Source organism: Sphingobacterium arenae (assembly GCF_014692505.1).
Classification (GTDB): Bacteria; Bacteroidota; Bacteroidia; order Sphingobacteriales; family Sphingobacteriaceae; genus Sphingobacterium; species Sphingobacterium arenae.
Window position 1 is genome coordinate 18,674 of sequence record NZ_JACNYK010000010.1, and the last position, 20,384, is coordinate 39,057.

19 protein-coding genes are annotated in these 20,384 nt (G+C 41.5%); 16 read left to right on the plus strand and 3 right to left on the minus strand.

Annotated elements, in window-relative coordinates; all coding sequences use genetic code 11:
* Nucleotides 1-127: 127 nt before the first annotated feature.
* From H8B17_RS20260 to H8B17_RS20270, 3 genes are read left to right on the plus strand one after another with little or no spacing between them, the layout of a single operon-like run.
* Nucleotides 128-742, plus strand: a complete 615-nt coding sequence (locus H8B17_RS20260) for an NAD(P)H-dependent oxidoreductase (protein ID WP_190311060.1) — start codon at nt 128-130, stop codon at nt 740-742.
* Nucleotides 739-1,023, plus strand: a complete 285-nt coding sequence (locus H8B17_RS20265) for a putative quinol monooxygenase (RefSeq protein WP_190311061.1) — start codon at nt 739-741, stop codon at nt 1,021-1,023. The genes H8B17_RS20260 and H8B17_RS20265 overlap by 4 nt, the downstream gene beginning before the upstream one ends.
* 3 nt (nt 1,024-1,026) lie before the next feature.
* Nucleotides 1,027-2,010 carry an aldo/keto reductase gene (locus H8B17_RS20270; protein WP_190311062.1) on the plus strand — a complete coding sequence of 328 codons (984 nt, stop codon included), beginning with the start codon at nt 1,027-1,029 and terminating at the stop codon, nt 2,008-2,010.
* Nucleotides 2,011-2,783: 773 nt separating this feature from the next.
* Here the strand turns inward: H8B17_RS20270 and H8B17_RS20275 are convergent.
* Nucleotides 2,784-3,437 carry a PD-(D/E)XK nuclease family transposase gene (locus H8B17_RS20275; protein ID WP_190311063.1) on the minus strand — a complete coding sequence of 218 codons (654 nt, stop codon included), beginning with the start codon at nt 3,435-3,437 and terminating at the stop codon, nt 2,784-2,786.
* A 7-nt stretch (nt 3,438-3,444) separates the two neighbouring features.
* Nucleotides 3,445-4,371: a hypothetical protein gene (locus H8B17_RS20280; RefSeq protein ID WP_190311064.1), complete on the minus strand. Its 927-nt coding sequence runs from the start codon at nt 4,369-4,371 to the stop codon at nt 3,445-3,447.
* A 162-nt stretch (nt 4,372-4,533) separates the two neighbouring features.
* On the opposite strand from H8B17_RS20280, the gene H8B17_RS20285 reads away from it, so the two are divergent.
* From H8B17_RS20285 to H8B17_RS20320, 8 genes are all read left to right on the plus strand, one after another.
* On the plus strand, nt 4,534-4,728 hold the full coding sequence (locus tag H8B17_RS20285; protein ID WP_190311065.1) for a hypothetical protein: 195 nt from the start codon (nt 4,534-4,536) through the stop codon (nt 4,726-4,728).
* Nucleotides 4,729-4,763: 35 nt separating this feature from the next.
* Nucleotides 4,764-6,968 (plus strand): WG repeat-containing protein, encoded by a 2,205-nt coding sequence (locus H8B17_RS20290; protein WP_190311066.1) that lies wholly within the window; start codon nt 4,764-4,766, stop codon nt 6,966-6,968.
* Between the two features lie 92 nt (nt 6,969-7,060).
* Nucleotides 7,061-8,029 carry a TolB family protein gene (locus H8B17_RS20295; protein WP_190311067.1) on the plus strand — a complete coding sequence of 323 codons (969 nt, stop codon included), beginning with the start codon at nt 7,061-7,063 and terminating at the stop codon, nt 8,027-8,029.
* Nucleotides 8,030-8,271: 242 nt separating this feature from the next.
* Nucleotides 8,272-8,661, plus strand: coding sequence for a hypothetical protein (locus H8B17_RS20300; RefSeq protein ID WP_190311068.1), 390 nt, complete (start codon nt 8,272-8,274; stop codon nt 8,659-8,661).
* 97 nt (nt 8,662-8,758) lie between these two features.
* On the plus strand, nt 8,759-9,958 hold the full coding sequence (locus tag H8B17_RS20305; RefSeq protein WP_190311069.1) for a hypothetical protein: 1,200 nt from the start codon (nt 8,759-8,761) through the stop codon (nt 9,956-9,958).
* An 83-nt stretch (nt 9,959-10,041) separates the two neighbouring features.
* Nucleotides 10,042-12,087: a sensor histidine kinase gene (locus H8B17_RS20310; RefSeq protein WP_190311070.1), complete on the plus strand. Its 2,046-nt coding sequence runs from the start codon at nt 10,042-10,044 to the stop codon at nt 12,085-12,087.
* Nucleotides 12,077-12,703, plus strand: coding sequence for a response regulator transcription factor (locus H8B17_RS20315; RefSeq protein ID WP_190311071.1), 627 nt, complete (start codon nt 12,077-12,079; stop codon nt 12,701-12,703). Before H8B17_RS20310 ends, H8B17_RS20315 begins: the two co-directional genes overlap by 11 nt.
* 486 nt (nt 12,704-13,189) lie before the next feature.
* Entirely contained in the window at nt 13,190-14,002 is an 813-nt protein-coding gene (locus H8B17_RS20320; RefSeq protein WP_190311072.1) for an AraC family transcriptional regulator, read from the plus strand.
* On the opposite strand, the gene H8B17_RS20325 is transcribed toward H8B17_RS20320, so the two are convergent.
* On the minus strand, nt 13,999-16,443 hold the full coding sequence (locus H8B17_RS20325; RefSeq protein WP_190311073.1) for a TonB-dependent receptor: 2,445 nt from the start codon (nt 16,441-16,443) through the stop codon (nt 13,999-14,001). The genes H8B17_RS20320 and H8B17_RS20325 overlap by 4 nt on opposite strands.
* Nucleotides 16,444-16,681: 238 nt before the next feature.
* Between H8B17_RS20325 and H8B17_RS20330 the strand changes: the two genes are divergently transcribed.
* The 5 genes from H8B17_RS20330 (at nt 16,682) to H8B17_RS20350 (ending at nt 20,291) form a co-directional block, all read left to right on the plus strand.
* Complete coding sequence (locus H8B17_RS20330) at nt 16,682-17,014, plus strand: ArsR/SmtB family transcription factor (protein ID WP_190311074.1); 333 nt, start codon at nt 16,682-16,684, stop codon at nt 17,012-17,014.
* A gap of 73 nt (nt 17,015-17,087) precedes the next feature.
* The gene (locus tag H8B17_RS20335; protein WP_190311075.1) at nt 17,088-17,552 is read left to right on the plus strand and encodes a DUF6428 family protein; all 465 of its coding nucleotides are present in this window, start codon (nt 17,088-17,090) and stop codon (nt 17,550-17,552) included.
* 19 nt (nt 17,553-17,571) lie between these two features.
* Nucleotides 17,572-18,186 (plus strand): arsenate-mycothiol transferase ArsC, encoded by a 615-nt coding sequence (locus H8B17_RS20340; RefSeq protein ID WP_190311076.1) that lies wholly within the window; start codon nt 17,572-17,574, stop codon nt 18,184-18,186.
* Between the two features lie 3 nt (nt 18,187-18,189).
* Complete coding sequence (gene arsB / locus H8B17_RS20345) at nt 18,190-19,236, plus strand: ACR3 family arsenite efflux transporter (RefSeq protein ID WP_190311077.1); 1,047 nt, start codon at nt 18,190-18,192, stop codon at nt 19,234-19,236.
* 362 nt (nt 19,237-19,598) lie between these two features.
* Nucleotides 19,599-20,291, plus strand: coding sequence for a hypothetical protein (locus H8B17_RS20350; protein WP_190311078.1), 693 nt, complete (start codon nt 19,599-19,601; stop codon nt 20,289-20,291).
* Nucleotides 20,292-20,384: the final 93 nt, after the last annotated feature.

A 20,384-nucleotide genomic window follows, 5' to 3' on the forward strand; every position in this document is an offset into this window, starting at 1 on the left:
ATCATATATATAAACAAATAACAACCCCTCAAGCTATCATTTTTATTATACAGAACTATAATTTAAGTTATTTTAATAACACATAATAATGATAGAAATTTGCACTATCAATAATGAAAATAATAACATGAACAAGATATTTATCATCAACGGCGGTCAAACATTTGCGCACTCTGGGGGCGCATTTAACAATACACTTACCGGTTGGACAAAAGAGACTTTAGAACAATCGGGATTCGAAGTGCGGGTCACCTCAACAAATAATGAGTTTGATCCGATACAAGAGGTAGAAAATTTTAAATGGGCAGATATGATCATATATAACACGCCTATCTGGTGGTTTCAGGTACCTAATCGTCTAAAAAAATATATTGACGAAGTGTTTACTGCCGGTCATCAGAATGGTATCTATGCCAGCGACGGCCGAAGCCGCAAAAACCCAGCAATCAACTACGGGACAGGAGGATTGATGCACGGCAAAAAATATATGGTCAACTCCACATGGAACGCCCCCGAAACTGCCTTCACTCTACCGGGCGAATTTTTCGATCAGACATCAGTAGATGATGGTATATTATTCGGTTTTCACAAGATGAACCAATTTGCCGGATTGGAACGTATCGATGGCTTCCATTTTCACGACCTGGAAAAGAATGCGACAGCAGAACGCATAAACAATTACCATCTGGAATATGTTAAACATTTAGACCAAATATTAATCGAAGAAAAACAAAACGTATGATCTATATAACAGCTATTATCAAAGCCAAAGTGGAATACCGTGAAGAGGTATCAAAAGCTTTACAGCACATGGTCACCAAGACCCGCGAAGAAAAGGCATGTATACAGTATGATCTACATCAAGGGCAGGACGATGAGAATACCTTTATATTCTACGAAATATGGAAAGACCAAGAGGGATTAGATAAACATAATAAACAGCCTTATATTTTGGCCTTCGGCGAGTTGGCGCAAGAAAAATTACAAGAAAATCCACAGATTTATTTAACAGACAAAATTTAAAAAATGGAATACAGAAAATTAGGAAATACAGATTTACAGTTGTCGGTTATTACTTACGGTGCATTTGCTATCGGTGGCAATATGTGGGGTGGAAACGAACAAAAAGATTCTATTGAATCGGTAAGAGCATCGATTGATAACGGTGTAACAACTTTAGATACCGCACCTTTTTATGGTTTTGGACTGAGCGAAGAAATGATCGGAGAAGCTATTAAAGGATACGACAGAAGCAAAATCCAGCTCCTTACCAAATTTGGACTGGTATGGGATGGTAGCAATCAAGGCAAAGGAGACTTCTTCTTTGATGCGGAAGACGATGGCAAAGTATTGCCCGTTTATAAATACTCCTCAAAAGCCAGCGTGATCAAAGAGGTGGAAGAAAGCTTAAAACGCTTACAGACAGACTACATCGATCTTTTACAGATACATTGGCCTGATAGCACTACGCCGATCAGCGAAACCATGGAGGCGCTGGAAATCCTAATCCAGCAAGGTAAGATCCGCGCTGCTGGAGTGAGCAATTACAGTGTCGATCAAGTCAAAGAAGCTAGACAAACGGCAAACATTGCCAGTAATCAGGTTAGTTACAGTATGTTGAATCGAAGTTTAGAAAAAGACCTGGCACCTTATGCGCTAGAAAATAATTTGGGAATCATTGTGTACAGTCCAATGGAAAGAGGTCTATTGACCGGAAAATACTTCAAAGATGGTAAATTGAAAGAAAATGATCATAGAAATGGTTACTTCCAGCAATTTGACCTGAAAAAAGTAGAAACTTTCTTAGACGCGATCATGCCTATTGCTGAGCAAAAAGGAGCTTCCTTATCTCAATTGGTTTTACGCTGGACAAGCCTGCAACCAGCGATCACCGTTGTACTAGCTGGTGCTAGAAATGCCGAACAGGCTATAGCCAATGCAAAAGCAATGGACATCCATATTTCTACAGAGGAGATGATCTTTATCAATAAAGAATTAGCAAAAATATAAACAACAATGGACCGTCTACTTTCAAAAACAATTGCAACCTACGCCATCTCGCTTAGCGAATTCGAAAAGTGGTACGGGGTTTAACAAAACTCCCGAGGTGATCATCTCGGGAGTTACAGCTATTATTCCTTACTTTACTACGAAGGCACATTAATATTTGTAGAAATGAAAGACCGGGAAGCGTAAGAAAAAAGTAACAGGAGAACATAATAAAAACTAAACATAACGATAACACAGCTTTTTTTGCCAAACACCTTCCTATACCCTAATTTTGCACAACGACAATTTGCGTCAGATGAATTATCTCCATAAATGGTATTCACCTCATATTAGAATATTTTGAAACGTAATTTAGGTTTAATAAGGCTAACGATATATATAATGACGATCGCTTTATTTTTTTTTAATCCCCTCACCATAGGTCTTGCAGTTTTAGAATTGCTGGTTATCCTATTATTGCTATTAAGTTTTTATTATTTATATAAAAGATTGGGGTTTTACAATGTAAATTATAGAATTCCTGATATCCTCTGTATTTTCTGTTTACTGAATCAAATGGCTTATATCAGCTGGACAGTTATTATACCGGAAGTATTTTAGAAGTGTTAAAAGAAACATTCGTAAAGGATAAACGTACACTATGAATCATAGCGTACAAGAGCGTCGTCAAGATTCATCATATCGATCAGGTGGTTTGTATACTTCAAGATGTAAATTAAAACAGGCACTTCCTTTATAAGAAAGCGCCTGCTCATAAAATATTGTTGAAAAAGCTATTTCAGTTTTTCGATTTCTTCAACAGTAAGCCCTAAATCTTCGGCTATATCTTTTATTGGAAGGCCTCTCTTTTTTAAATTCAACGCAGACTTAAGTTTTTCAGCTTTGGCTTTGGTACGTTCTTCTAATCGACCTTTATGTAAACCTTCCTGCAAACCTTGCCTAACAGCCGTAAGACGGATGCTCTCCGCATCACGCTTATCCTTTAAGCTCCATTCGTATGCTTTCATATCTTCTACCTTTAGATTTGATACCTCTCCGATATCAAAGATAAGACCAAATACACGTTTATCCAAAAATTTTGGTATTTCTCTCAACTGTGACATGTGCTTGAAAACATATAGCCACATATCCATAAAGGTCTTGATTTCAGATTCTTCTTTACGGAAATTAGGCAGGCTGAGAAGCTTGTAGCCCAACTTGTTATAAAACTGGACTTTGTGCTCCCGGTCGTAAAGCACTACATCGTAATAGTACTGATCACTGGCCGCGCTGTCCAATGCAAAATCAAGGATACCGATGAAATAAACCTCGGAAAGTTCATAGGTATTGCCCTTATGACCACGCGGCACCAACGTATGGATAAGACGTGAACTTCTAACTGCGCTGATCTCATGTCTGCTACTATTTCGAATTGTCAGGTTCTCCATAATTTTCTCATAGCTTCGGATGCTTCTCTATAAAGCGCTTTGTCGCCTCGCCTTTGATGACTATTCCTTTTTTAAGATCTATAACCCAAGGTGTTTTTCCGCCGTTTCCCTCTTTTTCGTAAAGCAACAAAAAGGGTTCCGGATGACCGATTTCGTAGTCTGCTGGATCGGCATAAGACTCTTCCGACACCGTTAAATGGACACCCCGAAACAGGTATCTTGCTTGCTTGGTTGCTGTATAAAAACCGGAAACATGGTTTGATTTTTTAGTTGTATCGCTTTGTGAAACAATACCATTGTAGGAGCCGTCGGCATTTTTCTCCAAGAAAAAATAGGGTTGTCCATGATCGCTGAAATCCGAAGTATAACGAAGGAGTTCTTTTGGATGATCAAGGTCGGAGATATTGAAACAGAAAATCCCATAGCTGACCGCTATACCCAACAAATAATTGTCTCCATCGAAAAATTGAAATCCACCCACGGTTCCACTGATGGAATCATCGCCATATGCTACCCCCAGACCGGGCTGTATACGCACGGAGATCTTTTCATTTTCCAGATCAACGAGATACACCCGGTAGCGGTCGATAACAAAGAAAGACGGACGTCCATGTAGTTGGATCGATTCTGCACGGGACATCTCTAGATCGGGATATTCATCCATCGGAGCCAGGATATCCGTAATGGTGTCCTTTTCAATCACGCGCAGCGTCAACGGACCGTATTGAAAATCTTTAAGCAACATCCGGCCCACCTGATAGGTTTTACCCACATGGGTATATTCCCTTTGCACGCCGAAGGTTTCTGTTTTATCTGCATTATAGATATGAGTAAAATTTATATCCAAACCACCCTTTGATTGAGCTAAAAGTATCATTGGCAGACTATACGCCACGGTCATTATCAAGAGCAGAAAACCATTCTTACACCTCATCTTCCAAAGTTTAATACAGGTTTGAATCTATCAAATGTAGTCCATCGTCCAACGATATCAAAGCCGGAATCGAAAAATAGCGGTTTTCGTGGATAGGTTGAAGCTCTTATTTTGGAGAAATTTGTATCAGAGGGAAAACCTCTTAATTGAAAGTTTGAATCGATGACAAAATGTATATTTTACCTAGGTATTATGCTTAGCAGCAGTGCCTGTGCGCAGACGGGATTGCCAGTCGATGTTACACCGCAGGAAGCATTGTATCCCTATGCGGATGGGTGGGTGTCGCAACAGGAAAACGATGAGTTTATTTCCTTTTACCTGCATCCGCCAACCTTGAAAGAGTTTAGGGAAAAATAAAAAAATCGTTGTTGTATTTTTATATATGTAATACCATGAGGGAAAAACATATCTTCTATTACCGCTTCTTTGCGATCGTACTCATCGCCAGCAGCCTGCTGACTTCCTGCTTTGGCCCTAAGAACCTCGTTACCCAACAAAGCGGCATGCCCTATTACGATTATGTGGGTGAGAACCTAAATGGTTGGGGTTTGGTGAGGCAGGACAGCCTGTGGGGCTATATCTCGGCAGATAGAAAGCAGGTTATAAAGCCGACTTTTACATGGGCAACGGACTTTGCCGACGGGATGGCGCTGGCGCAGGATGACCGTGGATATCGTTATATCAACGCTCAGGGCAAATTATTGCGAAGAATAAAAGCACCGCATGCCTATTCGTTTTCTAAAGGATTGGCTCCAGTAGAAATAAAAGGCAAATGGGGTTATATCAACCGTAAAGGCAAAACAGTCATCAAGCCGCAGTTTGACTGGGCTGAACCTTTCAGTGAAAATCGGGCAGCAGTTGCTATCGGATTAAAAAAAGGGTATATCAATACACAAGGAGAGATTGTCATCCCCGCTATTTATCAGGAAGCACATGCTTTCAGAAATGGGGTAGCGATCGTCCGGAAAGACTTCCAGTTCGGCATCATCGATACACTGGGCAATTTTATATTACCCAACAGCTATGATGAAATAGCCCCCTGGGAAAACGATTTTTATCGACTCGGGGTATATAATCCGGCAGCAGATCGGGTGAATATCTTTGGCTTGGCGGATGCAAAGGGGAATCTGCTACTGGACGCCCTGTATGCTACCATCGACCTGCAGGAGGGACAATATATCCGCGCAAAAAAAAATAGCCTTTACGGGCTTTTCGACCGGCAGGGAAAAGTAATCATTCCCGTAACATGTGCTTATTTGGGCGAAATCTGGGATAATGGCCTGATGGTGGCTAAAAAAAACGGAAACTGGGGCTTTCTGGACAGGAACGGAGAAGTTGCGCTTCCCTTTACCCATCAAGCTCCGATTAGTGCCGCCGAAGGTCGGATATGGATACGAAAAGACAGTGCTACAATCCTGATGGATTACCAGTTTCGGGAAATCAAACGATTCAACAAGTACAATAAGGTATATCCTTTTTCAAACGGCTATGCTGCGGTTAGCATAAAAGATACGAGTGACTATTACGGAAACATTTACGGGTATATAGACCGAGATGGAAACGAAGCGATTGCCCCGCAATTCGACGGAGGTGCCGGAGATATTAATCGGTACGGAATAGCTGTCGTTGGAAAGAAGAGTTACGGTATCGTGAGGGAACACCTCTTTAACATACAGAAAAACGTATTGGTGAATGAGAAAGGGTATTCGGACTTAAAAAGGTTTGGACCATTGTTGTTCAATAGTTATGGGGATTTCATCTCTTCAGAAACAGGGGAACCGATCAACGATTTTCTTTATCAGTCCATCAAACCTTTAGAAGGCGATCGAAAAGAACTGGCAGCAGTTCGCCGAGACGGAAAAGAAGGGTTGATTGATACGACACTGACGGAATTATTACCGTTAGCATTTGACGACATAGGCTCTTTCTACAATGACCGGATGAAGCTAAAAAAGAATGATCGCTGGGGATATGCCGACGAACAATTTCGCATACGCATTCCGATGATATATGATGATGCCCATTATTTTCGATATCCGATGCTGACCGAGGTCACACAGAATAAGAAGAAGGGTGTCATTAACCGGTACGGACAAGAAATCATTCCAGTGAATTATGCCCAGATATTATTCGACTACGCCTGTGGTCGTATCTATGCCAAAAAAGCGGACGGTATAGATATTTACGACAGAGAAGGTCGTTTACTACGACCTACCGATTTTAGCTATATAGGATTGTACGGGCGCAGAAATTATATTGCCTACCGGCAAAACGGCAAGCTGGGTTTTATGGATTTTGAATTTAATATACTGTACGAACCGGAGTTCGACGGTGTTGGACATTTTTACGATGGGTTGGCATGGGTGGCGGTGGATCAAAAAGGTGGATATATCAACGAACAGTTTCAATTGGTCATCCCTGTTCAATTTGAGTATATAGAAAATTTTGCCATCGGGATTGCTAAGGTAAAAAAAGACGGTCGTGAATATTATATCAATACCGAAGGAAAAGAAGTTATACCTACCGAAGCTGAGCTGAACAAACGAAACGAAGAAGTAGAGCGGAGAAAGCGTGGGTGGATTGATTTTAGTAGTTAAAGATGTTCATTTTTCCTTGTTTTCGTGGATTGCCTGGTATGAAACGACCAGCTAACTTTGTTTACATCGATTGTAGTAAGAAAAACTGAAGTATGATAACGAAATTACAAACCATAACACTCGTCCTGATTGCCGTGCTGGGCATTTGGTCGTGCAGCAAGAATGATGGAGCCGATCGCGACAACGAAAATGACGGGATCGAGAATCTGCCCGGTAAACTGATATATACCTTTACCGGAGATGTATATCAGCTGGATCTGCGTACAAACCGACAGAGCACTTATTTCACGTTCAACACCTACGGCTTCAATTCTTGGGATATGGGCCGCGACGGACAGTTCAGGCTGACCAGCGAACGGGAAGCTGGTGTATTTGATGTTGCCAAAATCACGTTGGTACGTAATTCGGATGGAACAATTGCCGATGAATTTGATTATGATTCGCCGAGGGGTACGGATACTAAAGTACAGGCTTTGCTCTCGCCCGATAATAAAAAAGTGTTGTATAGCCCGACGTTGGATAATGGTATCGTCATCACCGATCTAGACGGGAACATACTTACCCACTTGGAGGCGGTGAACACCGATACGGGACCTATATCTCTTGGAATTAACGACGAAGTGCTGTGGCTTCCCGGCAACCGTATTGTGTTTACGTTAGATGGCCGGTATATCTTCCGGTCCGACCCGCCCTATACAAGCTTGACCTTGCTAAAAGAAATGTCCTACACCCAATGGGGCAACCTACGGGTAAACAAGCAGGGCACACAACTTGCATTGATGGTGAGCAACCATATATACGTGATGGATGCGGATGGCAGTGATTTGCGGCAGGTCACGGAAAGCAGCGGCGGAGAGATCCATGCTGATTTCTCCCCTGATGGGAAACACCTGCTGATAGCAAAAAAAATTGGCCCTACATTCTTTTACTGGAACCTCGCCATTATCCCGAACGATGGTCAGGTGTATGATATGGATGATGACGAAGAGGTAATCGTCATACAACCCGAGGGAGAAGAAATCCTTCCAGCGGTTGATGGTCCTACATTTTGGGTGGAATGATATGCGATCCTGCTTCGTTACTCTGCATCGCACCCAATGTTTATTCGGAATTTTCTATCCATCCCGAAACCTTTGAATTTGACAAAAAAGTATATTGGCAAGCCATTGTTATGGCAATCATTATTCTCATTTTGGTATTTATATATGTCGAATGGTACATGAAATACCGATTGGGTATTCCTTAATTTTTTAAGGATCGGAGATATATTATTTTAAACCATCAGTTAGTAAAATATAATAGTATGGCAGGTTGGATTATTTCATTGGTTGGTTTTATCATACTTTTCAATGTTGTTGGCAAACAGCAGCGAAAGGGTAAAAACGTATCCACGATACGTAAAATATTAGCCTGTATCCTGTGCTTCCATATCAACTGGATAGGAAGTTTGTTATTGTACGAACCCGTTATGGAGGTTTTTGATATCAGCACGGACGGCTTTATGAACATGAACGGTCTAATTACCGCTACGGTTATCTGGATGGTGATCGCCATCATCGTGTTGGTGGTAACCTCCTATACCCAAGAACTGTTAGGCCCGCTTTACCGCACGGTGCGAACCACTCAAATGGTATTTTTATTCCTGCCGATCATCCTGCTTGTCCTGTTTTTTTTCGTGGTAAGCTTTAAATGATGTGATGGATTTTTGGATCTTCACAAGCCCAACAACAATTAGCTATGGGTTACACCATCAAACCCATATGATACAAAAAACGTATCTTTAGCTACGGATGACAAAATTAAGGAACTGGGCCATACCGTATAGGCTGGAGCGGTTTGGCATTTTTATTTATAAAGTATTGCTATGGCCCGCCCTGGGGCTTGTTATCGGTTTTTTTACCGCCGAGATGCTGGGGTTTATATCGGCCTGGTTGCTTTTTGTATTCATTCCGGGTAGTATTGGGTTGGCCTGGTTATTTGTCTGGGGATTTATTGGATATACGGACCGTAAAGCCCAAACGGCCACATCTGACCTGGCGTCTGATGGGAAGAACGCCTTTCCCGCACGTATAGACAGCGTTGATCATGGCGGTGTCCGATTAATGGAGAAACGGGATCTGTTAGTCATAAAAATGACGGTATTTCCGAAGTTTAAGCCACCCTTTCAGACAACGATACGCCAGTTTATGACAGCCGAACAAATTGAACAGCTGCAAGAGCAGCATGTTGTCACGTTTTTTGAAGATTCCCACAACCCTGGCTATGGAAGGATGTCCCTTGCACAACCGGCGGGAGAGCTTTTAATAGACGACCCTGCATTTCAGGCGACTAAAATCTATCCTGAACGGAGAAAAAGTTCATTTTTACCCTTGATTGGGCGTAAATTGAACCTACTGACACGTTCGGTAAACATGGTGCTGATTTTCGCGTTGTTTGGTTTCGGCTTTATTTCACCTTTTATGGTTACGGGCAATGTGGATTGGCTACGCTTGAGCGTAATCTATTTTCCACAGAAGCTGGTTTTTCAGTACAAAGGTAATTTTAATGCGGAAGCATTCAGAAAAGCTTATGCTAAAGCCATGGCGTATATTGCCGATCGGCGGGTCGAATCCTTGCTTTTTTACAAAGACTATACCAATGTAAGAGTCGAAGCTCCCGATAAGCCCGGTTATATCGAGCATGCGATCATTCGCGGGAATTCTGTGGAAGAAGGTATCCTGTCATTAACGACCTCCGAACCCGACCGGTTGTTCACCGTCGACTCGGTTAGCTTTGAACTGTTGCAGAAAGTACTGGATGATGTTTCAACTGACCATAATATTGAAGACATCTTCTACATCGGGGTTCGAAGAGATACCCGTTGGGGAACGCGGGACGGCCGTATCCCCCCTGACTATAAACAAAACCATGTTGATATCCACGTTCTGTTCCGTCCGGATAGTGAGTCGCTTCATTATCATGGTGAGACAGGTGTGCGATTACCGAGATAAAAAGGGTAGTCAATCAGGTGGTATGCTTCCGCACCAGTAAGAATGCAATTGATCGTTTTAACACGGTTTGTAGGAAATGGACAATGGAAAATAAAGACACGAATCACAAAAGATTTTTCAAACTATTCATAGCTTGGTTAGTTGCATTCTGTGCATTCGGTTTTCGTATTTCCCAAGCGCAGGATGCTGTTCAGCAGTATTCCGACAGTTTATTGAATAGTGCCCTTAAAGCCCCTACAACAGAACTGAAAATAGAGGGACTTTTAGGGGTCAGCATCTTTTGGAGTGACCGCGATACTGCAAAAGCGTATAAATATCTGGAAGCAGCCCGCCAACAGATGGGAAAATCTCCAATTGCTTTTCAACAGGGGTTGTATCAGCTTTATCGTGCCAATATCTTAATGGAGTATGACCAGCAGCAAGCAAAAAGAGTATTCCTTCATGCGGATTCCTTGTTGGCAACAGACCAGTCACAGAAAAGCTATCGGTACCGGGCAAAATTGTGGAACAATTACGGCGTCCTTATCCAATCCGAGGATAAGGGTAAGGAGTTTATGAATACCATTCTGACCAAAACTTTGCCTTATGCCCGCCACGCGGGTGACAGTGCCCAGGTCGCTTACCAATTTCAAAATGCGGCTACACAACTTGCTGACGTACAAGACTATGCCGGTGCCGCTGATTACTACCAAAAAGCATTGCATACATTACGAAACCTACCTGGACAGGCCGAACATAAACTGGAAATATTTAGTAATAGCGCTAAAAATGCCGTGCTTTTGCGGGATTACGTACGGGCAAAAATACACATAGATAGTGCCCAGCGCTTCGTAAAGATCATTCCGCATTCAACCGCTATCCCCGCCTTTTATCGTACTAAGCTAACCTATTTCAGACATATAAAGGATTATCAAAAAGCCCTGCAAAGCTATCGTAAAGGAGTTACCGCTGCCCAGCAGTTAGGGAATCAATATATGCTGATGGATCTCAACTTCGAACTTCATCTATTGTACAAAGAACGCGGCGACTATGCCTTGGCCAAACATTACCTCGAACTATCAAACCAGTACCGACCTTTCCACATGCTTAGAAGCATAGCTTTACACCATTATGAAATGGCACAGTTAGAATACCACTTGAGGAATTACAAATCGGCCTATGAGCAATTGGATACAGCGTCAACGATCATGGACTCGATCTATCAAAAGGATTTGGCCACAAAAGTTTTAAACTTAGAAAAGCAATATAACGCTGCTGAAAAGGAGAACCGTATCCTCCGGCTCGAAACAAAAAATAAACAACAGGAACTTGCGATAGCCAAAAGCCGCTGGTGGGAGCTTTCGTTAGCGGCCGGACTGGCCCTGGCGGTATTTGTCGCCTATTTCTGGTGGAAAATAAATGCAAAAAACAAAAAATTACTTATACAGAACGATTTGCTATACAAAGAAGAACTACGTAGCATGCGCCAACAAGAACGTCTGAGCCAGTACGACGCTATGCTTCAAGGGCAGGAGGCAGAAAGAAGTCGTATGGCCAAAGACCTCCACGATGGATTGGGTGGGCTTCTGGCGGGTGTTAAACTAAAGTTATCATCGATTGTCGCAAGAGCTGGTGAGGCTCAGGTGGGCGAGAAGAATGCCATTAACGATGTTGTCGGCCAACTGGATTATTCGGTAGATGAACTGCGGCGAATTGCCCACGATATGATGCCTGAATCCCTGCGGTTCGGTGGTTTGGCGCCTGCTTTATCGGACCTCTGCCGGTACATGGGTACACCAATGGTGCAGGTGGTATTCCAAAATCTGGGTATCAAAGACAATTATCCGGACCAATTACGGGTGACCGTGTACCGTGTCGTCCAGGAGCTGCTGACGAATGCAATCAAACACGCCAATGCTACGAAGATCATTCTGCAATGCAGTGAGTTGGACAACTGGCTGTTTGTTACCGTGGAAGACAATGGTAAAGGGATGGATCAAAGAGAAGAAAATCGGAAAAAGGGACTGGGACTGATCAATATCCGGAACCGGATTTCCTTATTAAATGGAGATATCGAAACCGTTTCACATCCGGGGGAAGGTACAACTGTTAATATTCAAATACCCAAATACCTTTATAATGGAGAATGAACAGATTAAACTTATTATCGTGGATGACCATCCCGTAGTGCTACAGGGGTTTGAGTATATGCTGCATGATGTAGCGGGAATACAGTTTATCGGTAAATTTACAGATGCAACCTCTATGCTGGGGTATTTACAAAATAATGCGGTGGACGTTGTACTGCTTGACATCAATCTACCAGACCAGAACGGTGTCGATGTCTGTGCCGCTATCAAGCAGCTTCACGAAGACACTGTCGTGATTGCGATCAGCAATATCAACGAATGGAGCATTATCCAACGGATGTTAGATGTCGGTGCAAATGGGTATTTTCTCAAAAATGCAGCAGCGGACGAACTCATACAGGGTATCAAGAACGCTATTGAAGGCGAAACGGTACTTAGTCAAGGTATCGAAGACATCTTAAAAAGCCGGGACACAGGCGATCTGCCGGTTATCACCCGCAGGGAAAAAGAAGTGCTTGCCCTATTGGCATCTGGACTTAGCTCTGTAGAAATAGGCGAAAAAATCTTCATAAGTCCACTTACGGTTGAAAGTCATCGGCGCAATCTATTGCAAAAGTTTAAAGTAACTAATGTAGCAGCGCTCATCCATAGGGCTACCGATATGAAGTATATTTAGCAGAACTTTAGTCGAGAAGGTTCCAAAAACGAAAGAATCACCTTATTGTAGACAATTTGTATATACGAATAAGAGTGCTCTGTGCATTTTAAGGTCCCATGACGATTATAGTTTTATTAACGTCCCCTAATGAGCCGATTGCTGCTTTTGCTCCAATGGTTTCAATTTCTTTTCTTTTTTCGGGATTGCTGCTGATTTCTTGATAAGACAAAGGTATCCCAACAAACGGCCTTCACCGATACCCAGATTTCCCCATCTGATGACCGTTTTTCCCGAACACACCTCGCCAGTTTCCGTTGAAAGAGAAAACTTCGTCTAAATCACATTTCAACAGCATAATATGAATGCGATATTTGTTCAAGAATTGAACCTTAAACAATAAGAATACCTTCAAAATTTGACTTCTTCGATGTCCTTTGGAAACTCATTGACTTTGATAGTTCTTCAATTTTAATATCGTAGATTAGTTGTTATAATCACAAAGCGATGAAAAACAGTAAGAAAATTGAGGTGAAAGACAAACTGGTAACACAAAAACTCATAAAGGTCGTTGCTTTTGATCAATCCAAGTATATGACCAGACCGCACAAGCATAATGGTTATTTGGAGTTGGTGTTCCTATTTTCGACTTCTGGAAAGCATGTAATCGACGGAAGGGAATCTACAATAAAAACGCCTTGTCTATTGGTGATCAGAAAGGGTAATGTGCACCATTGGGAATTAGTCAATCCAGTAACGGGATTTGTTGTTTTAGTGAAAGACATATTTATTAACCAAAGCCTTGATTTTGAAATAAAAAGGCTGGTGGATGAAATTATCCGGTTTGATACGGTATACCTTAAGGATAGCAAAACTATGGAGGCTTTATTAGGAGTATTGGCTGTTGAAGAAAATAAAGTATGTCAGGAAGGGCTGCTCAAGGTAATCTTGGCAAAAGCCTTGGAACATATAGACAGTCCTAGACAAGCTGCAGCTACCCAAAAGAATATCTATCATCGATTCTGTGGATTGCTCAACGAAGATGCAAAGGTCATCAACCATGTGGCGCATTATGCAACAAAGTTGAACACGAGCCCCCAAAACTTGAACGCTGCCTGCAAGAAAAATTCAAATTTAACGGCTTCGGAAGTATTGGCGGGGTATATAATTAAAGAGGCCAAGAGGTTGCTCTTCTATACGAACAATTCAATATCCGAGGTAGCTTTTGAATTAGGCTTCTCTGATAAGTCAAATTTCTCTAAATATTTTAAACGGTATACCGGTATTACGCCGAGGGAATTCAAGGCGCAGGAAGCCTAGAATTCCTTTTCTCCAAATTCACTCTTAGGAAGTTTAAGTACTTGGTTCAATTTATGAAGGTTGAAATTTAAGTTCACTAAAAAAATATTCTTCTCATAAATGTAATTAGTTGTCGTATAGAAATCATTGGAGAATGTCGTGATTCGTTGCTCATTTACACCCCAATTACCAAGTTCCACAAATTGCCATTGCAGTTGAGCCGTAATAGCTCCTTTTAGGAAGCCCTTGCTTAAATTGAAATGTGGGGTAGCAAATTTCGAATCCATGCCTTGCACGGTCGGTCTTTCTGAAAGGTAATTAACCTGTATTCCTGTACTCCAGCTTTTTAGGAAATCCACTTGGACACCGGCATTAATGGAGTACACCCAATCTTGATTTGCTCTCACTTCCCGGTAATCTAATACCTGGCCTAAAATTTTATAGTTATATAGGTTCAATCCGCCATTTATCCTTAACCAAGATAGTGGTTTTCCCTCTCCGCCAAGCTCAAACCCATAGCGCGAAGCCCAGTCTGCGTTTGTAAATACGCGGTGTAAGATGGTATCGGCATACACAGCGTTAACCCTTTGGATTGGATTTTTGGTATGTTGGTAATATGCGTTCAAAAAAAGACTTCCGGAGGTAAGTTTCTTGACCAGCCCTGTTTCTACATTGGTGGTGAATTCCGGTAGTAGCTCCGGATCTCCCTGCTCCAAAGTTTCGGAGTGCTCCCGTTCGGGGATCGGATTCAATTCAAAATTATTGTTACGTTGTACTCTTCTTGCTGCAGCCAGTTTCCATGACCAACCCGCTCCCAAATCATGTTTTAAATTAAACGTAGGGTATAACTGATGAATGGAATAAGGATATTCTTGACCGGTATGCAGCAATAGTAGATCCCGTTGATAATATTCGTATCTAAGGCCTAAAGAAAGTTCTGTTTTACTAAATTCCCTATCATATTGTGAAAAAAGGGCATGTACCCGGTTTGAAGTATTCATTTTGCCGGTAAACTCCGGGATCAATTGTAAATTATTCCTTCCGTTCTCGGAAGTATAATATTCAAAATTACCTTTTTGGTTATCGTTCCTTAATTGATAGCCTGTTAATAACGCTGCATTTTCCAATTGCCAGCTATGCTGTAAAGAGAGTCTCAAACCTCGCAATGGGTTAGTGTACCTATTATTCGTCCATTGGACAGTGTCAACCCTATTTTCAATATTTCCGTTTTTTGTTGACCCGTAGATATCGGCATATTCATATATGGCGCCTAATTGCAGGGTATGAGCCGCATTGATTTTGTACTGATACGAGAAATCTAGCAGATAAAATTCTCCCTGTTTATTTTGAAGGTTGGGGTTGAAATAGTTTATCCTGGAAATTTCTTCCCCTGTAGAGGGGCGTATTGTCCTATTGGTATAGTGAATATCAGCCACACGGTCCTGGAACCTTCTCGACGCCAGTACACCGAAGTTTACGGAGTGTTTGTCTGTTATTTCATAAGCACTGTTCAATCGGATCCCGAAATTGTATTTGTCAAAACTTCTTTCACCTTGCGAGGGGAAAAAAGTCTGTCGATCCCCGATAATCGTATTTACATCACCATCCCTAAACCCTGCATTGTCATTTCGTAGATAGTTTGCCGAACCATTCAATTCCAATCTGTTTTTTTTATACTGAAAGGCAATATCGCCACCAAATCGTTTCTGGGGTTCACGATTATCATAATCGTCGATACTGGGAAGACCACCTTGTAAGTTAAGCAACCAGGTAAACCCGTTTGCCACATATTTTTTAGTCTTTAGGTTAATGATACCACCTTTCCCATCGGGGTCAAATTGAGCAGTAGGACTAGTAATATATTCCACCTCTGAAACATCGTTGGCAGCTATTTGATTCAATATGGTCGCCGGATCTAAGAAAGAGGGTTTTCCATTTATCAATACAATCACACCGGTATTGCCCCGCATGCTGATATTTCCATTGGCGTCTACGGTTGCAGAAGGCAGATTCTTCACGATATCCAATGCTGTTCCCCCAATGGCATTTTTATACTGGCTGGCTTGGTAAGTTCGTCTATCACTACCATGTTTCTGTCCTGCAATAACGGTTTTTACCATAACCTGTTCCAGACTATTGTTGGCACTGGAAATAAAGATAGTTCCCAGATCTATGCTTTTTTGACCTTCAATTTCGAAGATTGTTTTCTTTTGACCATACCCGATGAATTTCACAGTTAGGCTGTATTTGCCATTTTTAAGACCGGAAAAACTGAAATGACCAGCTGTATCAGTGATCATCCCATCGATTACCTGATTATTGTCATCTAAAAGACCGATACTGGCATAAGGGATGGGAGTGGTCGACAAGGAATCTTTAACAATGCCCGAAACCCTGGAATGCTGTGCAGTTGCAAATTCAACTGTAAATAAGAAACAGCATAGAATGAAAAATCTATTCACAAAATTGTAGTTTTCCTCAAAAATAAGGAAGAAAAGGAGGTTATGGAGTTAGAATGAAAATTATACCACTTTTTTTTCAAATGAACTATTTTATGCGGCTTGGAAAGCTTAACGTTGCACAACGACAACTGAAAAAGGCAATATCTCAACTGTAAAAGTCAAGACAGTCGACAAAAAATCGAAAATCTTATAGATTTTTAAAATTATTATCGTAATATTGCGATATTAAAATCATATCATGGGGCTTACAAAATCAGAAATATTTACGGACGAACAGAACAGATTGGCTTCTTTGTTTAAAGTTTTTGGACATCCTGCACGGGTAGCCATTCTACAATATATCATCAATCAGAAAGCCTGTATCTGTAATGATTTGGTTGATGAATTGGGTTTAGCACAGGCAACCATTTCACAGCACTTAAAAGAGTTAAAGAGTATAGGTATCATTCAAGGAACAATCGAAGGCAAATCCGTATGTTATTGTATTGATGAAAAACTTTGGAAGCAAATTCAAGAGGAATTCAATGCTTTTTTCAATCAAGAGGTCAAAGTAATCAGTTGCTGTTCTTAATATTTTTTTGACCCTTATCATCGTAATATTGCAATGTATAATTTAATATAAATTCAAATCTTATCTTATTTTTATGACACTTGAACAAATCAAAGAAATCCTACCGACATTGGACAATGTGGAATTTCAGTTAGAGAACGGAACGTCTGTTCCCGAACATTTCCATGTTACGGAAGTAGGACAGATTACCAAGCATTTTATTGACTGCGGTGGTGTAGTCCGTACAGAGAAAGCGGTAAACTTCCAGTTATGGAATGCGGGCGACTATGAGCACAGATTAAAGCCGACCAAGCTATTGAACATTATCAAGCTGTCCGAAGAAAAATTGGGTATCGAAGATGCCGAGATAGAAGTAGAATACCAAAATGAAACGATTGGCAAGTTTGACTTGGGTTTTGACGGCAAGCATTTCATCCTAAAGAACAAACAGACCGCTTGCTTGGCAAGCGACGCCTGCGGTATTCCTGCGGAGAAACAGAAAGTAAAATTATCGGAGTTGAACAGCACTTGCTGTACACCTGATTCGGGATGTTGTTAAACACGAAGGGCCAACCGTCATGTATAAGAATTTAACTGAAACCATAAACGGGATTATAGACGTCCAGACCGTAAGTGAGGAACGCAAAACGATACTGCAACCGCTGATAGACTTTGTACAGCAAAAAGCAGACAGCGCAGAGGATATAAACCTCAATTTTATCTGTACCCATAATTCACGTAGAAGCCATTTAGCACAGATCTGGGCGCAGGTGGCAAGTGCATACTTCGATATCCCAAACGTGCATTGCTATTCCGGCGGTACGGAAGAAACAGCACTGTTCCCGAAAGTAGCGGAAACATTGACCAATCAAGGGTTCAATATTTTCAAGATTGCGGAAACCGATAACCCTATATATGCCATAAAATACAGCAATAATGCATTGCCTATCATTGGGTTTTCAAAAAAATACGATAGTCCTTTCAATCCTGCATCGGCATTTGTCGCCATTATGACCTGTTCGCAGGCAGACGGCGGATGTCCTTTCATTGCAGGTGCGGAAAAGCGAATACCCATTACATTTGAAGACCCCAAGATGTCGGACGGCTCGACCGGACAGGCACAGGTATATACCGAAAGGAGTTTGCAGATAGCACAGGAGATGCTTTATGTTTTTTCAATGATTAAAAATTAGCCGATGCAACCGAAACTAAAATTTCTTGACCGCTACCTTACCTTATGGATATTCCTTGCGATGGCGACAGGCATCGGGTTAGGACATTTCTTTCCGAGCATTTCCAGTGCTACCGATGCACTATCCGTGGGCACGACCAATATCCCTTTGGCGATAGGTCTGATACTGATGATGTACCCACCGTTGGCTAAGGTTGATTATTCACTGTTGCCCAAAGCATTTAAGGACACCAAAGTAATCGGCATTTCTTTATTGCTGAATTGGGTTATCGGTACGGTATTGATGTTCGGTTTAGCCGTTCTGTTCCTACGGAACGAACCCGATTATATGACAGGTCTAATACTTATTGGCTTGGCAAGATGTATTGCAATGGTCATCGTATGGAGTGACCTGGCAAAAGGGAACAGGGAATATACGGCATTATTGGTGGCACTGAACAGTATCTTTCAGATAATAAGTTACAGTTTCTTTGTCTGGCTGTTCATCAACGTATTGCCTAACAAATTAGGCTTAGCCAATTTCAATGTAAGCGTATCCATGAAAGATGTAACCGAAAGCGTGTTGATATACTTAGGTATTCCTTTTTTCGCAGGTTTTATAAGCCGTTATGCACTTGTAAAGTCAAAAGGTATAGAATGGTACAATAGAAAATTCATATCCAAAATATCACCTATCACATTGTATGCGTTGCTCTTCACCATTGTATTGATGTTCAGTCTGAAAGGTGATAAGATACTGGAGTTACCGATGGATGTCCTAAAGGTAGCGGTACCATTAATTATCTATTTCGTACTGATGTTTTTCGTGAGCTTCTTTTTAAACAAATCCCTAAATGTTCCCTATGACAAAAACGCATCCATCGCATTTACCGCCACAGGAAACAATTTTGAGTTGGCCATAGCTGTGTCTATTGCAGTATTCGGTATTCATTCACCACAGGCATTTGTGGGCGTTATCGGCCCACTTGTCGAAGTGCCAATATTGATACTTCTGGTAAGGGCAAGTTTGTGGTTGAAAAAGAAATTCTATCCGAATTTTAACGCTCAATAATCGTTTTTATCTCATCCACAAACGCATGGCTTTCTATGACGGAAACTTAAAACAATTTTAAGAATAGTTCCAAAAACGAAAGAATCACCTTATTGTAGACAATTTGTATATACGAATAAGAGTGCTCTGTGCATTTTCAGGTCCCATGGCGATTATAGTTTTATTAACTTTACCCCGAGGAAGAAATTATGATTTCTAGAATTTTTTAGGACTGCCTCCTACTCCGAAAAATCTGGCCTTTAAGTACCTGGCCACTGATACTGAATTTTTGGAGATCGGAATATTCAAGGATGGAAAAATCGTGGATAAAGTCTATATGCTGGAAAATGATTTGAATTTATATAACGAAAAAGAAATAATTTATGTGGATTAGGATTACAGATATCATCGTCAAACAGATAGAGGCCACCCATCTGGAAAACCCGGTACGTCCCGACAGCCCGATGGAACTGGGTTTGTTTCAACGGGAAAGCAGATCTGCTTTCCATGTGCATACAACGAAAAAAGTATTTCCCCAATACTACGAAATACCCGGCGGTGGTCGCATTCCGATGCGGAAGTGGACCGGTGAGATGAAAACGTTTGCAGAGCAGGAAACGGCCAAAGTTCCTCCCCTGTCCGGGGGCTTGAAGATCACCCTCTTCGGATGGATACTCTTTTTGTTTGCATTGGGGTTAATAGGCTATGCGGTGTATGAAACAGTGACCTTACCGCAACAGAAAGCCGCTTACGAGCAAAAAATGAACGAATTGGCAACGGTGCACGAAGGCGAGATTTACTTTGGCCGGTACCGGCTATATAAAGTGCCGGGCGATTTCGTGGGAAGCGAAGGCGGATTTGGCTGGTTTAAGGTGGTCCGCATTGAAAACGACGTCTATCAAATCGCAAAAAGCATCGAAATCAGCAAGACCGCCAAACCAAAGGAGAAAATGAACAGCAGCGATTTTGAACAGGAAACAAGTGCCGTAAAAGCAAAGGATCTGGAGGCCTATACAAAACAGTTCCTTTCAGAGGACGGACTGATCGAATTCAATTTTGATCAGAAAAAGGAATAAGATGATCCACAACCATTTTGGGTGACATCAACCGAAATGATAACTACTGGTAAGCAATCCTAGGAAATACGCCGAACGCTATCAAAACACCTT

Coding starts and splice junctions, on each gene's coding strand:
- H8B17_RS20330 (WP_190311074.1), top strand. CDS start 16,682: ATGGGGCTTACAAAATCAGAAATATTTACGGACGAACAGAACAGATTG.
- H8B17_RS20310 (WP_190311070.1), top strand. CDS start 10,042: ATGGAAAATAAAGACACGAATCACAAAAGATTTTTCAAACTATTCATA.
- H8B17_RS20300 (WP_190311068.1), top strand. CDS start 8,272: ATGGCAGGTTGGATTATTTCATTGGTTGGTTTTATCATACTTTTCAAT.
- H8B17_RS20340 (WP_190311076.1), top strand. CDS start 17,572: ATGTATAAGAATTTAACTGAAACCATAAACGGGATTATAGACGTCCAG.
- H8B17_RS20320 (WP_190311072.1), top strand. CDS start 13,190: ATGAAAAACAGTAAGAAAATTGAGGTGAAAGACAAACTGGTAACACAA.
- H8B17_RS20350 (WP_190311078.1), top strand. CDS start 19,599: ATGTGGATTAGGATTACAGATATCATCGTCAAACAGATAGAGGCCACC.
- H8B17_RS20265 (WP_190311061.1), top strand. CDS start 739: ATGATCTATATAACAGCTATTATCAAAGCCAAAGTGGAATACCGTGAA.
- H8B17_RS20315 (WP_190311071.1), top strand. CDS start 12,077: ATGGAGAATGAACAGATTAAACTTATTATCGTGGATGACCATCCCGTA.
- arsB (WP_190311077.1), top strand. CDS start 18,190: ATGCAACCGAAACTAAAATTTCTTGACCGCTACCTTACCTTATGGATA.
- H8B17_RS20280 (WP_190311064.1), bottom strand. CDS start 4,371: ATGAGGTGTAAGAATGGTTTTCTGCTCTTGATAATGACCGTGGCGTAT.
- H8B17_RS20260 (WP_190311060.1), top strand. CDS start 128: ATGAACAAGATATTTATCATCAACGGCGGTCAAACATTTGCGCACTCT.
- H8B17_RS20275 (WP_190311063.1), bottom strand. CDS start 3,437: ATGGAGAACCTGACAATTCGAAATAGTAGCAGACATGAGATCAGCGCA.
- H8B17_RS20270 (WP_190311062.1), top strand. CDS start 1,027: ATGGAATACAGAAAATTAGGAAATACAGATTTACAGTTGTCGGTTATT.
- H8B17_RS20305 (WP_190311069.1), top strand. CDS start 8,759: ATGACAAAATTAAGGAACTGGGCCATACCGTATAGGCTGGAGCGGTTT.
- H8B17_RS20290 (WP_190311066.1), top strand. CDS start 4,764: ATGAGGGAAAAACATATCTTCTATTACCGCTTCTTTGCGATCGTACTC.
- H8B17_RS20285 (WP_190311065.1), top strand. CDS start 4,534: ATGACAAAATGTATATTTTACCTAGGTATTATGCTTAGCAGCAGTGCC.
- H8B17_RS20295 (WP_190311067.1), top strand. CDS start 7,061: ATGATAACGAAATTACAAACCATAACACTCGTCCTGATTGCCGTGCTG.
- H8B17_RS20335 (WP_190311075.1), top strand. CDS start 17,088: ATGACACTTGAACAAATCAAAGAAATCCTACCGACATTGGACAATGTG.